8 protein-coding genes are annotated in these 13,494 nt (G+C 70.5%); 2 read left to right on the top strand and 6 right to left on the bottom strand.

Features of this window, described 5'->3' with window-relative positions; all coding sequences use genetic code 11:
- Positions 1-26: 26 nt before the first annotated feature.
- From ACFVH5_RS03220 to hisC, 6 genes are all read right to left on the bottom strand, one after another.
- Positions 27-1,103, bottom strand: coding sequence for a peptidoglycan DD-metalloendopeptidase family protein (locus ACFVH5_RS03220; RefSeq protein WP_385831634.1), 1,077 nt, complete (start codon positions 1,101-1,103; stop codon positions 27-29).
- A 141-nt stretch (positions 1,104-1,244) separates the two neighbouring features.
- Complete coding sequence (locus ACFVH5_RS03215; protein WP_385831632.1) at positions 1,245-2,870, bottom strand: GAF domain-containing protein; 1,626 nt, start codon at positions 2,868-2,870, stop codon at positions 1,245-1,247.
- Positions 2,871-3,002: 132 nt separating this feature from the next.
- A complete protein-coding gene (gene cydD, locus ACFVH5_RS03210; RefSeq protein ID WP_385831630.1) occupies positions 3,003-6,500 on the bottom strand; it encodes a thiol reductant ABC exporter subunit CydD in 3,498 nt (1,165 codons plus the stop codon).
- A 101-nt stretch (positions 6,501-6,601) separates the two neighbouring features.
- Positions 6,602-7,606, bottom strand: coding sequence for a cytochrome d ubiquinol oxidase subunit II (gene cydB, locus ACFVH5_RS03205; protein ID WP_385831629.1), 1,005 nt, complete (start codon positions 7,604-7,606; stop codon positions 6,602-6,604).
- Positions 7,607-7,626: 20 nt separating this feature from the next.
- On the bottom strand, positions 7,627-9,132 hold the full coding sequence (locus ACFVH5_RS03200) for a cytochrome ubiquinol oxidase subunit I (protein ID WP_384807768.1): 1,506 nt from the start codon (positions 9,130-9,132) through the stop codon (positions 7,627-7,629).
- Between the two features lie 310 nt (positions 9,133-9,442).
- Complete coding sequence (hisC, locus tag ACFVH5_RS03195; RefSeq protein WP_385831627.1) at positions 9,443-10,522, bottom strand: histidinol-phosphate transaminase; 1,080 nt, start codon at positions 10,520-10,522, stop codon at positions 9,443-9,445.
- 432 nt (positions 10,523-10,954) lie between these two features.
- On the opposite strand from hisC, the gene ACFVH5_RS03190 reads away from it, so the two are divergent.
- Entirely contained in the window at positions 10,955-12,067 is a 1,113-nt protein-coding gene (locus tag ACFVH5_RS03190) for a LacI family DNA-binding transcriptional regulator (RefSeq protein ID WP_107020452.1), read from the top strand.
- Between the two features lie 191 nt (positions 12,068-12,258).
- Positions 12,259-13,485, top strand: coding sequence for a metallophosphoesterase (locus ACFVH5_RS03185; RefSeq protein WP_385831625.1), 1,227 nt, complete (start codon positions 12,259-12,261; stop codon positions 13,483-13,485).
- Positions 13,486-13,494 lie beyond the last annotated feature (9 nt).

Here is a 13,494-nt window from a genome sequence, read left to right as displayed (position 1 = left end):
AGCTACAGCTACAGCTACAGCTACAGCTACAGCCGAACTCCCCGCTCGGCCAGCCACTCCCTCGGGTCGACTCCCGAGCCCGGCTGCGGGGTCAGACGTACCTCGAAGTGCAGGTGCGGGCCCGTCGAGTTGCCGGTCGTGCCCGACTGGCCGACCCACTGCCCGGTGGACACCCGCTCCCCCTGGTCCACGGTGACGGCCGCCAGATGGGCGTACTGCGTGTAGTAGCCGCCCGCGTGCCGCACCACGACCTCCATGCCGAACGGGCCGCCGCACGACACCTTCACCACCCGCCCCCGGCCCACCGAACGCACCGGCGTGCCGATGTCCACCGCGAAGTCCTGCCCGGTGTGCCGGCTCGCCCAGCGTTCACCGCCGCTGCCGAACCCCGCGGAGAGTCCGTACGTCTCCACCGGCGGGATCCACGGCTGGGTGAAGGCCTCGTCCGGCTGGTCGAGCCGGACCGAGCCCCGGCACGCACCGGCGGCGGCCGAGGCGTCCGCCTGCCCCTGGAGCGTGCCCTGGGCCTCCGCCAGCTTCCGCTCGATGCCGCGCTTGATCCCGGCGAGTTCGTCGTTGCGCCGCTCCAGCACCTGCCGTACGGAGGCCGCCTTCGACTCGTCGGCCGCGAGCCTGCGCTCGGCCCGGCGGCTCTTGGTGACGGCGTTGCCGACCGCCAGATCCGCCCGCCAGACCGCACGCTGACCGCGCATCAGCTCCTCGGGGCTGTCCGCGAGCAGCAGCTGCGCGGTGTGCGGGAGCCCGCCGCCGGTGCGGTACTGGGCACGTGCGATGCGGCCGAGGTCCCCGTGCAGCACGGCGATGTCCCGCCGCTCCCGGTCGAGAAGCCGCTCCAGCCGCTCGGCCCGGCCCCGCTGTTCATCGGCCTCTCGGCGCCCCGCCTCGTACCGCCGCGTCGCCAGCGACGCCTCCTCGTACAGCCGCACGACCTCGGCACCGGCCCCGCCGGAGCTGTCGGCACCGTCGCGGCCGTCGGAACCGTCGGCGTCCCCGGTGGCCGCCGTGGGTCCCGCCGCCAGGACGGCCAGCGCGCACGACAGCGCCGTGACGAGCGGGGGGCGGCGACGTCGGCGTGAGCGCATGACATGGATCGTGTCGCGCGGGGACGGCTCCGGTCCTGTTCAAGTCGTACACCTGGGCGAGCGGCAGGCACGGATGGACCACTGCGCTGGGCCGAACAGGGGTCTCGCCGACGCCACTTCGGCGCGTCGCACCGCCCGGATTCAGGACGGCACCTCCCAGACCACCGACGTGCCGCCGCCGTCCTCCCCGGACCCGGGTCCGTACCAGCTGTCCCCGCCCAGCGACTCCGCGCGCCGTTTCAGGTTCTTCAGCCCGCTGCGCCGGCCCCCTTCGGGGATGCCGACACCGTCGTCCGTCACCGTCAGCCGTACGCCGGTCCGCTCGTCCGGAAGCCGTACGGTCGCATCCACGGTGACGTCGATTTGGGACGCTCCCGCGTGCCGGAAGGCGTTGGACAGGGCTTCGCGGAGGGCCGCGACGAGGTTCTTGGCCGTGAGTTCGCCGACCGCCGTGTCCACGGATCCGACGAAGCGGTGTGACGGCTTGAAGCCGAGCGGTACGGCGGCCATGTTGATCTCCCGCAGTACACGCGTCCGCAGCCGGGTCGGAAACTCGGCGGGTCCCTGCTGGAGCGCGAAGATGGCCGTACGGATCTCCTGGATGGTGACGTCGAGTTCGTCGACCGCCTTGCCGACGCCTTTGCGCACCTCGGGCAGCACGGACCGCCGCTGGGCGCTCTCCAGCAGCATCCCGGTGGCGAACAGCCGCTGGATGACGAGATCGTGCAGGTCACGGGCGATCCGGTCACGGTCCTCGTAGACCGCGAGCTGTTCCCGGTCCCGCTGCGCCTCGGCCATCATCAGCGCGAGCGCGGCCTGGGACGCGAACTGCGTCGCCAGGGTGCGTTCGGCATCCGTGAACGGGCGGGCGTCCGCCGCGCGGGCCATGACGAGGGTCCCCAGGACCCGGCCGCCGCTCCGGAGCGGAAGGAGCATCGTCGGTCCGTAGCCCCGGGAGAGGTCGGAGAGCATCCGCGGGTCCGAGGCCGCGTCCTCGACGAACACGGCGTTCCCCGCGAGGATCTGGCCCGCCACCTCGTTCTCGGGCGGCACGACGAGGCCCAGTGCCCTCGACGGGTGCTCGGAGGCGACGGCGACGATCTCCAGTCCGCCCGCCGCCGCGGGCAGGAGGACGAGCCCGGCCATCGAGTCGGAGAGCCGGCGGGCCTGTTCGGCGACCACCTGGAGGGCTTCGTCGGCGTCTCCGCCGGAGAGCAGCGCGGTGGTGACGGCCACCGATCCGTCGATCCAGCGCTCACGCCGCTTGGCTGCCCCGTACAGACGCGCGTTCCCCACCGCGATGCCCGCCTCGCGCGCCAGTACGCGCACCATGTCGAGGTCGTGCTCACCGAACGGGCCCCCGTCGCGCTTCTCGGCGAGGTAGAAGGTGCCGAGGCTCTCGCCCTGTACGCGGACGGGCACGGCCAGGAAGCCGGCTTCGGGCGAACGACAGGCCCCCCCGGTCGCTCCGGTCGTGTCGGTCGCTCCGGTCGTCCCGGTCTCCCCGTATCCGTCCGGCAGCCGCCCGATCCACCGGACCGACTGTCCGCCGGTGTCCTCGCCCGCGTGCTCGGTGAGGCCGTCCCCGCACTCCGCCGTCAGCCCGACCGCCGCGTACCGCGCGTCCGCCAGTTCCGCCGCGGTCTCGCAGATCCGTTCCAGCGTGGACCGCAGCTGCAGCCCGCTTCCGACCGCCCGCATCGCTTCCAGCAGCCGCGGCACGTCGTCTGGGTTCGGGGCGCCACCGGGGCCCGGCTCGACTGACATGCACCGAGCCTAGTTAGTCCCATTTGTCAGGGAAAGTCGAACCCTGTCACGTGGTCCCGTGCGCTCCGCTCGCCGCGCGAGGCCCGGCATCTCCCTCCTGTTCACCGCGCGAAGGCCGGAACCTCCGTCCCGTCACCGCGCGAAGGCCGGCATCTCCGTCCGGCTCTCCCGCTCGGCCATCTCCCGCAACGGCCCCTCCGCCCGCACCAGCTCGTCGAACGCGCCCCGCTGCACCACGTGCCCCTCGGCCATGACGATCACCTCGTCCACCGCTTCGAGGCCCGCGAGCCGGTGAGTGATCATCAACGTCGTACGTCCCTCGGTCGCGGCCAGCAGATCGGCGGTGAGGGCGTCGGCGGTGGCCAGGTCCAGGTGCTCGGCGGGCTCGTCGAGCACCAGCACGGGGAAGTCCGCGAGCAACGCGCGCGCGAGCGCCAGCCGCTGCCGCTGTCCCCCGGACAACCGGGCCCCGTGCTCCCCGATCATCGTGTCGATCCCGTCGGGCAGGCCGTCGGCCCAGTCGAGCAGCCTCACCCGGCCCAGCACGTCCCGCAGCGCGGAGTCCGTCGCGTCCTTCCGTGCGAGCAGCAGGTTCTCGCGCACCGAGCTGTCGAACAGGTGCGCGTCCTGCGCACAGAGCCCGACCAGTCGCCGCACGTCGTCACCGTCCATGGCGGACGCGTCCACGCCCCCCAGCGTGTACGTCCCGCCACGCGGGTCCAGGAAGCGCAGCAGCACCTGTGCCAGCGTCGTCTTGCCGGATCCGGACGGCCCGACGACGGCGGTGCGGCGGCCTTGTCCGAGCACCACGTCCACCCCGGCGACCGCGTCCCGCCGCTGTCCCTCGTACCGGGCGGCCAAGCCCTTCACCACGACCGGGAACGGCGACTCGGGCGCCTTCACCGGCCGCTCCGGTTCCCGTACGGGCTCGGGCGCGTCCAGGACCTCGTACACGCGCTCCGCGCTCTTGCGCACCCGCTGTCGGTACTGCGCGGCGAGCGGCAGTCCCATGACGGCCTCGAAGGCGGCCAGGGGCGTGAGGACGACGACGGCCGTCGCCACACCGCTGAGGCGTCCGTCGACGACCGCCTGAGCGGCCACGAACGCGGCGGCGGTGACGGTGAGGCCGGAGATCAGCGCGGTCAGTCCGTCGCCGAGCGCGGTGGCGGTGGCGGCGCGCGAGGTGATGCGAGTGAGTTCGGCGTCGGCCCGCCGCGCCTCGGCGGTACGCGCGGGCAGCGCGCCCGCGACGGTCAACTCGGCGGTTCCGGTGAAGAGATCGGCCACCCTGGTCGCCAGTACCCCGCGCGCCGGGGCCAGCCGGCGCTCGGCGCGGCGCGCGACGGCGCCGGTCACCAGCGGAACGCCCACGCCCGCGGCCAGCAGTCCGACGGCGAGCACCGCGCCCGCCTCGGGCAGCAGCCAGGCCGTGAACCCGACCGAACCGGCGGACACGACGGCCGCCGCGGCGGCGGGCAGCAGCCAGCGCAGCCAGTAGTCCTGGAGCGCGTCGACATCGCTGACGAGCCGCGAGAGCAGATCACCGCGCCGGGTGGTCCGCAGTCCCGCGGGGGCCAGCCGTTCGAGGCGCCGGTACACGGCGACCCTGGTGTCGGCGAGCATCCGCAGCACCGCCTCGTGCGACACCAGCCGCTCGGCGTACCGGAAGACGGCCCGCCCGATCCCGAAGGCCCGCGTGGCCGTCACGGCGACCATCAGATACAGCACGGGCGGCTGCTGCGAGGCCCTGGAGATCAGCCAGCCCGAGGTGGCCATGAGGCCGACGGCACTTCCGAGCGCGAGGCTGCCGAGCAGGAGGGCCAGCGCGAGCCGCCCCCGGCGCGGCCCGGCCATGGCACGTACGCGCGCGAGCACGTCACCGCGCCTCTCCGGGGGCGCGTCCGTCTTGTCCTCGCCCGCCGCGGGCGCCGGCGCCACCACGTCGGAGCGGTCCGGCCGCGTACCGCCGGGGTCCGCGGCGGCTCGGTCCGATGAGGCCGCCGGTTCCAGGCGCACCACGCGGTCGGCCACGCCCAGCAGGGCCGGCCGGTGGACGACCAGCAGGACGGTCCGTCCGACGGCGAGGCGCCGGACCGCCTCCACGACCTCGGCCTCGGTCGCCCCGTCCAGCGAGGCCGTCGGCTCGTCGAGCAGCAGCACGGGCCGGTCCGCGAGGAACGCCCGCGCCAGGGCGAGCCGTTGACGCTGCCCGGCGGACAGCCCGGCACCGTCCTCACCCAGGAGCGTGCGCAGTCCGTCGGGGAGCGCGTCCACGAAGTCCAGGGCCCCCGCGTCGGCCAGCGCCTCCCGCACCGCGGAGTCGTCCGCGTCCGGCCGCGCCAGCCGTACGTTCTCGGCGACGGACCCGGCGAACAGATGGGGCCGCTGCGGCACCCAGGCGACATGCGAACGCCACTGCTCCGGGTCGGCGTCCGTCAGATCGACTCCCCCGACCTCGACCCGCCCCTCCGTGGGCCGGACGAACCCCAGCAGCACGTTCAGAAGAGTCGTCTTGCCGACGCCGCTGGGGCCGACGAGCGCCACCGTCTCGCCGGGCCGGACCGCGAAGGACACGTCGGACACCGCGTCGGACGACCGCCCGGGGTAGCGGACCGTGACACCGTCGAAGCGCAGCTCGCCGGAGGCGGGCGCGACTCCGGTCCCGGGCTCCCGCACAGGCGTCTCCAGGACGGAGAAGATCTCCTCGGCGGCCGACAGCCCCTCCGCCGCCGCGTGATACTGCGCCCCGACCTGGCGCAGCGGCAGATAGGCCTCGGGGGCGAGGATCAGCACGACCAGTCCGTCGTACAGCGCCATCTCGCCGTGGACGAGCCGCATGCCGATGGTCACCGCGACCAGGGCGACCGAGATCGTGGCGAGCAACTCCAGCGCGAAGGACGAGATGAAGGCGATCCGCAGGGTCCGCATGGTCGCCTGCCGGTACTCCCCGGTGATCCGCCGGATGGACTCGGCCTGCGCCTTGGCCCGCCCGAAGACCTTGAGCGTGGGCAGACCCGCGACGACGTCCAGGAAGTGCCCCGAGAGCCGGGACAGCAGGTGCCACTGCCGGTCCATCTGGGACTGTGTGACCCAGCCGATGAGCATCATGAAGATCGGGATGAGCGGCAGCGTGCCGACGATGATCGCCGCCGACACCCAGTCCTCGGTGACGATCCGCGCGAGTACGGCGACGGGTACGACCACCGCGAGCCCCAACTGCGGCAGATAGCGCGAGAAGTAGTCGTCGAGGGCGTCCACGCCTCGGGTGGCGAGCGCGATCAGTGAGCCTGTCCGCTGCCCGCTCAACCACTCCGGACCGAGCGCGCCGGCCCGTTCCAGCAACCGCCCGCGCAGCTCCGACTTGACCGCCGCGCTCGCCCGGTGCGCCGCGAGTTCGGTGAGCCAGGAGATGAGCGCGCGACCGACCGCGACGGCCGCCAACAGCAGCAGCGGCGTGCGGAGTTCGGCCGTCGACAGTCCGTGGTGGAACGCGCCGACCACCACTTCGGCGATGAGCATGGCCTGCGCGACGACCAGTCCCGCTCCCACAACTCCCAGTCCCACGACCGCCATCAGGAAGAGACGGGTGGCGCGGGCATATCGAAGAAGTCGTGGGTCGATCGGTTTCACGTGAAACACACCCTTGGGTCAAGCCGGTGTGTTTCACGTGAAACACACCTTCTTCTCATGAGGCATGTTTCACGTGAAACATGCCCCCGGATTCTTGGGCCTCAGTGCACGGCGTCGGCGATGTGCTGGGTACCGATCCGCTTGCGGAACACCCAGTACGTCCAGCCCTGGTAGAGCATGACCACCGGGGTCGCGATCACCGCACACCACGTCATGATCTTCAACGTGTACGGGCTCGACGAGGCGTTGGTGACCGTGAGGCTCCACTCGTCGTTCAGCGAGGACGGCATGACGTTCGGGAAGAGCGTCAGGAACAGCATCGTGACCGCGGCGACGATGGTGAGGCCCGACAGTCCGAAGGCCCAGCCCTCACGCCCCGCCTGGTTCGCCCCGATCGCCGCGACCAGCGCGACCACCGCCACGACCAGCGCGACCAGACTCTTGCCGTCGCCGTTCTCGACCTGGGTCCAGAGCAGGAAGACCAGCGCGAGCACGGCTGTCACCACTCCGAGCCGCAGCGCCAGTTTCCGCGCCCGTTCCCGGATGTCACCGAGGGTCTTGAGCGCCGCGAACACCGCTCCATGGAAGGTGAACAGCGTCAGCGTCACCAGCCCGCCCAGGACGGCGTACGGGTTGAGCAGGTCCCCGAGGCTGCCCACGTACTCGAAGTTCTGGTCGATCTTCACGCCCCGGACGATGTTGCCGAAGGCCACACCCCACAGGAACGCCGGGAGCAGCGAGGTCCAGAAGATCGCGTTCTCCCAGTTGCGCTGCCACTGCTCCTCGGGCCGCTTGGCCCGGTACTCGAAGGCGACTCCGCGCAGGATCAGGCAGACGAGGATGAGCAGCAGGGGCAGATAGAAGCCGGAGAAGAGCGTGGCGTACCACTCGGGGAAGGCGGCGAAGGTCGCGCCTCCCGCCGAGAGCAGCCACACCTCGTTGCCGTCCCAGACCGGGCCGATGGTGTTGATCAGTACCCGCTTCTCGGCCCGGTCGCGGGCGAGCAGCTTGGTGAGGACGCCGATCCCGAAGTCGAAGCCCTCCAGGAAGAAGTAGCCGATCCACAGGACGGCGATGAGGACGAACCAGATGTCGTGAAGTTCCATGACTCAGCAGCTCCCTGGGCCTAGTACGAGAAGGCCATCGGCTTGTCGGCGTCCCGGGGGTCGCCGCCGATCTTCGTGGGCGGGTTGAGGTCGGCCTCGGTGAGCTCGGGCGGTCCGGCCTTGATGTACTTCGCGAGCAGCTTCACCTCGATGACGGCGAGGATCGCGTAGATCGTCGTCAGGACGGCCAGCGAAATGATCATCTCGGTCTGCGACACACCAGGGGAGACCGCGTCCCGGGTCTGCATGACGCCGTAGACGACCCAGGGCTGGCGGCCCATCTCGGTGAAGATCCAGCCCCACGAGTTGGCGATCAGCGGGAAGGCCATCGTCCAGACCGCCAGGAGCCAGTACAGCCGGGTGAGTCTGGACCCGAGCGGCTTCCTCAGCAGCACCAGATGCGGTACCTCGTCCTCGCCCGTCCGCCGGGCGGCCGGCAGCAGGAACCTCTTCCGGGTCAGCCACAGCCCCAGCAGACCCAGGGAGAAGGACGCCATGCCGAAGCCGATCATCCAGCGGAAGCCCCAGTAGGCGACGGGGACGATGGGCTTGTAGTCGCCGGGGCCGAACTTCTCCTGCTCCGCCTTGTTGGTGTCGTTGATGCCGGGCACGTACGAGTCGAAGTCGCTGTGGGCGAGGAAGGACAGGAGCCCGGGGATCTCCAGGGCCACCGAGTTGTGTCCCTTGTCGACGTCCCCGTAGGCGAACACGGAGAAGGGTGCGGGTTCCTCGCCGTCCCACAGGGCCTCGGCGGCGGCCATCTTCATGGGCTGCTGCTCGTACATGACCTTGCCGAGGGTGTCTCCGCTGATCGCGGTGAGGAGGCCGCCGACGGCCATGGTGACCAGGCCGAGCCGGAGCGAGGTCCGCATCACCGGGATGTGCTTCTTGCGCATCAGGTGGAACGCGGCGATGCCCACCATGAAGGCGCCGCCCGTCAGGAAGGCAGCCGAGAAGCTGTGGAACACCTGGTTGAGCGCGGTGTTCTGGGTCAGGACCAGCCAGAAGTCGGTGAGTTCGGCGCGGCCCTTCTTCTCGTTGATGCGGTAGCCGACCGGGTGCTGCATCCAGGAGTTGGCCGCGAGGATGAAGTACGCGGAGAGCAGCGTGCCGATCGAGACCATCCAGATGCACGCCAGGTGGATCTTCTTCGGCAGCTTGTCCCAGCCGAAGATCCAGAGCCCGATGAACGTGGACTCGAAGAAGAAGGCGATCAGGGCCTCGAAGGCGAGCGGTGCGCCGAAGACGTCACCGACGAAGCGTGAGTAGTCGGACCAGTTCATACCGAACTGGAACTCCTGCACGATGCCCGTGACGACACCCATCGCGATGTTGATCAGGAAGAGCTTGCCCCAGAACTTGGTGGCTCTGAGGTACTTCTCCTTCTCCGTGCGCACCCAGGCGGTCTGCAGGCCCGCGGTGAGCGCGGCGAGCGAGATCGTGAGCGGGACGAAGAGGAAGTGGTAGACGGTGGTGATGCCGAACTGCCATCGCGCTATCGTCTCCGGCGCCAAAGCCAATTCCACGTCGTCAACTCCTTACGTCGCCGTGGTAACCGCGGCAGTTTGTCCCGCTTGCCCCAGACATCCAGGGAGCAAATGGGACGCGCTTGTGAACGCGTTCACATTCACAAGCAATTATGACCCATGCTTGTTCGAGCGGTGACAGGTGGGGGTGCCTTGCTGCGGGCCCCGGCGCGTCTGGTACGAAACGCCAGGTCGGAGCCGCGCGAGGGCAAGGAACGAGACGAACGCCACAAGGCCCTGGCACCCCGCGAGCGCGGGGTGCCAGGGCCTTGGTCGACAGCCTCTGCCGGAGCCTCTTCCGGCGGTTCGGCTAGATCTCCTTGCGGAAGCTCTCCGCCGTCTTCAGGAAGATGTCGTTGCCCTCGGTCTCGCCCACCGTCACCCGGACACCCTCGCCCGCGAACGGCCGCACGACGACCCCGGCCTGCTCGCACACGGCGGCGAAGTCGACCGTGCGCTCGCCGAGCCGCAGCCACACGAAGTTCGCCTGGGTGTCCGGCACCGTCCAGCCCTGGCCGCGCAGCGTCTCGACCACCCGCGTGCGCTCGGAGACCAGCGAACCGACCCGCCCGAGCAGCTCGTCCTCGGCACGCAGCGAGGCGACCGCCGCGTCCTGCGCGAGCTGGCTCACGCCGAAGGGCACGGCCGTCTTGCGCAGCGCCGCCGCCACCGGCTCATGAGCGATCGCGAAGCCGACCCGCAGCCCGGCGAGACCGTACGCCTTGGAGAACGTACGCAGCACGCACACGTTCGGCCGCTCCCGGTACAGCTCCCCGCCGTCCGGCACCTCGGCATCGCGCATGAACTCGCGGTACGCCTCGTCGAGAACCACCAGGACGTCGCCCGGCACCCGGTCGAGGAATCGTTCCAGCTCGGCCCGGCGCACCACCGTGCCGGTGGGGTTGTTGGGGTTGCAGACGAAAATCAGCCGGGTCCGGTCGGTGATCGCGTCCGCCATCGCGTCGAGGTCGTGGACGTCCCCCGGCGTCAGCGGCACCTGGACCGGTGTCGCGCCGCTGACACGGGTGACGATCGGGTACGCCTCGAAGGACCGCCAGGCGTAGATCACCTCGTCGCCCGGTCCTGAGGTCGCCTGCACCAGCTGCTGGGCGACGCCGACCGAGCCGGTGCCGGTCGCCAGATGCGTCAGCGGCACCCCGAACCGGTCCGCCAGCTCGTTCATCAGCCCCGTGCACGCCATGTCGGGGTAGCGGTTGAAGGCCCCGGCCGCCGCGGTCACGCTCTCCAGCACGCCCGGCAGCGGCGGATAGGGGTTCTCGTTGGAGGACAGCTTGTACGCCACCGGACCGTCCGCGGCCGCGGGCCTGCCCGGCTTGTACGTGGGGATACCCTCCAGCTCGGCTCGCAGCTTCGGGCTCGTCTCGCTCACCGCAGTCCTCCTTGTGACCGTCTCCGGCTCATCACCACCACCGGCTACCAATACTGCTCACCTTAAGAGGATTCGGAGCCGCTGAGTACGGCCCGGGACCGACCTCCCGGCCGGCACCGAAGATCCGCGTGCGCACTCCCGGGCATCACCGCACGAAGGCGTACGAAAGAGGGGGCGCGCTGCCCGTCACAGCACGCGCCGGTGGCTCGCGCCGTGGCGCGCATCCCCCGTGAAGGTGAGTTGAGACCTCTTCGAGACATGGCCTCTTTGGCAGGCTCATGCGCGTCGACAAGTGACGTACTGCCATTGAATCGGTCAACTCCCTTGCTTTCCAAGGGAGTTAAGTATTAATGACCATGCAGAAACGTGCCTGTCAACGAGTGCATATGCGTCCGCACTACCCCACCGCATGAGCCCTACTATCGGCTCGCCATGACAGCAGCAGGGAAGCACCAGGTGAGCCGGTCGGATACCTCGCGTCGAGGAAACCGGCCGGGCCGGGCGGGCATCAGAGACGTGGCCGCGGCCGCCGGAGTCTCCATCACGACGGTCTCCGACGCCCTCAACGGCAAGGGACGGCTCCCGGACGCCACCAGACGCCATGTCCGCGAGGTCGCCGATCGGCTGGGCTACCGGCCCTCCGCGGCGGCCCGAACCCTCCGTACCGGCAAGTCGGGCCTCATCGGCCTGACCGTGACGACCTACGGGGACGAACCTTTCACCTTCACGGAGTTCGCGTACTTCGCGGAGATGGCCAGAGCCGCCACCTCGGCCGCGCTCGCCCGGGGCTACGCCCTGGTCATCCTCCCGGCGACCTCGCGCCACGACGTGTGGTCGAACGTGGCCCTGGACGGGACGGTCGTCATCGACCCCTCCGACCAGGACCCGGTCGTCAGCGAACTCGTCCGCCAGGGATTACCGGTGGTCTCGGACGGCCGCCCGGCCGGCTCCCTGCCGGTGACCGCCTGGGTGGACAACGACCACGAGGCCGCGGTCCTGGGCATCCTCGACCACCTGGCCGCCGCCGGAGCCCGCAGGATCGGCCTGCTGACCGGGACGACCACGGACACGTACACACACCTGTCGACGACCGCGTACCTGCGCTGGTGCGAGCGCGTGGGCCAGGATCCCGTGTACGAGGCCTATCCCGCGCACGATCCGTGCGCGGGGGCGGTGGCCGCCGACCGGCTGCTCGCCCGGCCCGACCGTCCCGACGCCGTCTACGGGCTGTTCGACCCGAACGGCACCGACCTCCTCGCGGCGGCGCGGCGCTACGGCCTGCGCGTACCGGACGACCTGCTTCTCGTGTGCTGCAGCGAGTCCACCGTCTACGCCAACACCGAACCGCCCGTCACGACACTCTCGCTCAAACCGAGACGAATCGGTACGGCTGTGGTCCAGCTCCTCATCGACGCCATCGAGGGGGTCGAATCGGACCAACCGGTCGAGCAGGTGATACCGACGGAGCTGATCGTGCGCACCTCTTCCGAGCGACGGCCGCCACGGACGACCGTCAGTCCGCCGAGGTCTCCGGAGCAGGGGTGACCTCCGACGCGGAAAGGCCCTCTCAATTCGGGAGAAAACCACGGTGAACTGGGGTTCTGCTCCGATTCACCACCCCTGGGTCATCACATGGCGCGATCCGCATTCCTATGATGGGCGCACGACACCGCGGGCCGCTGCGACCAGGCAGTCCGACGCGGTGCAGATGCGGCGCGATGGTGGTGGAGGGGTCGATGACTCAGGGGGCCGGTCAGGGACCCGAGATGCGGACGCCGACGGTGCGGACGCCCACGGTGCGCGACTTCCGCGTACCGGCGTACGTCCACGAAGCCGGTCCGTACGCGCAGCCGCCCGGACCGCACCCGGCACCGCCCGGGCAGTACGACCGGCCGGCCGAACCGTACGACCGCTCCGCCGAGCCGTACGACCAGGCCGCCGACCCGTACACCGGGCCCCCGGAGCCGTACGTCCGATCCGGTTCCTACCCGGACGGGCCGCCGCACGGTGCGGCCAGCGTCCCCGCCGCCGAGCCTGAGGGCTACACGCCGACGGAGCGCGATCTGCCGGTCATCAACCGCGGTGACACGGTTCAGGTGCCGGTCGACCCCGAGGCCGGGCAGATCCCGCAGCCCGAGGAGGGTCCTGGTCCGCTGTACGTCGTCGGTGACGTGCACGGCTACCTCGACGAACTCGTCTCCGCGCTGCACGAGAAGGGCCTCATCGACCTCGAAGGCCGCTGGGCGGCCGGGACCTCCCGGCTGTGGTTCCTCGGTGACTTCACCGACCGCGGGCCCGACGGGATCGGCGTCATCGACCTCGTCATGCGGCTGTCCGCCGAGGCCGCCGCGGTCGGCGGCTACTGCAAGGCGCTGATGGGCAACCACGAGCTGCTGCTCCTGGGCGCCAGGCGGTTCGGGGACACCCCCGTCAACTCGGGCGCGGGAACCGCCACCTTCCAGGCCGCCTGGCTGCTCAACGGCGGCCAGAAGACCGACATGGAGCGTCTCCAGGACCATCATCTGCAGTGGATGGCCCGCCTGGACGCGATGGAACTGGCGGACGGGCATCTGCTCGTGCACTCCGACACGACCGCCTATCTCGACTACGGCGACTCCATCGAAGCGGTCAACGACACCATTCGCGAAACCCTCACCCGCAATGACGCGGACGAGTGCTGGGACCTGTTCCGCAAGTTCACCAAGCGCTTCGCGTTCCGCGACGACGGCGGTGCGCAGGCGGTCCGCTCCCTGCTGGAGACCTACGGCGGATCACGCATCGTCCATGGTCACAGCCCCATTCCGTACCTACGGGGCGAGGTCGGCTCGGAGGACGGGGACAATTCGCCGCCCCTCGCGGTCGAAGAACCTCATGTGTACGCCGACAAGCTCGCGATCGCGATGGACGGCGGCGTGACCATGGCAGGAAAACTGCTGGTCCAGCAGCTTCCGCTGGACAGCTGAGCGTTCACG

Source organism: Streptomyces sp. NPDC127119 (assembly GCF_042677425.1).
Classification (GTDB): domain Bacteria; phylum Actinomycetota; class Actinomycetes; order Streptomycetales; family Streptomycetaceae; genus Streptomyces.
The sequence above is the reverse complement of the archived record's forward strand: the minus strand, read 5'-3'. Positions and strand labels throughout refer to the sequence as shown.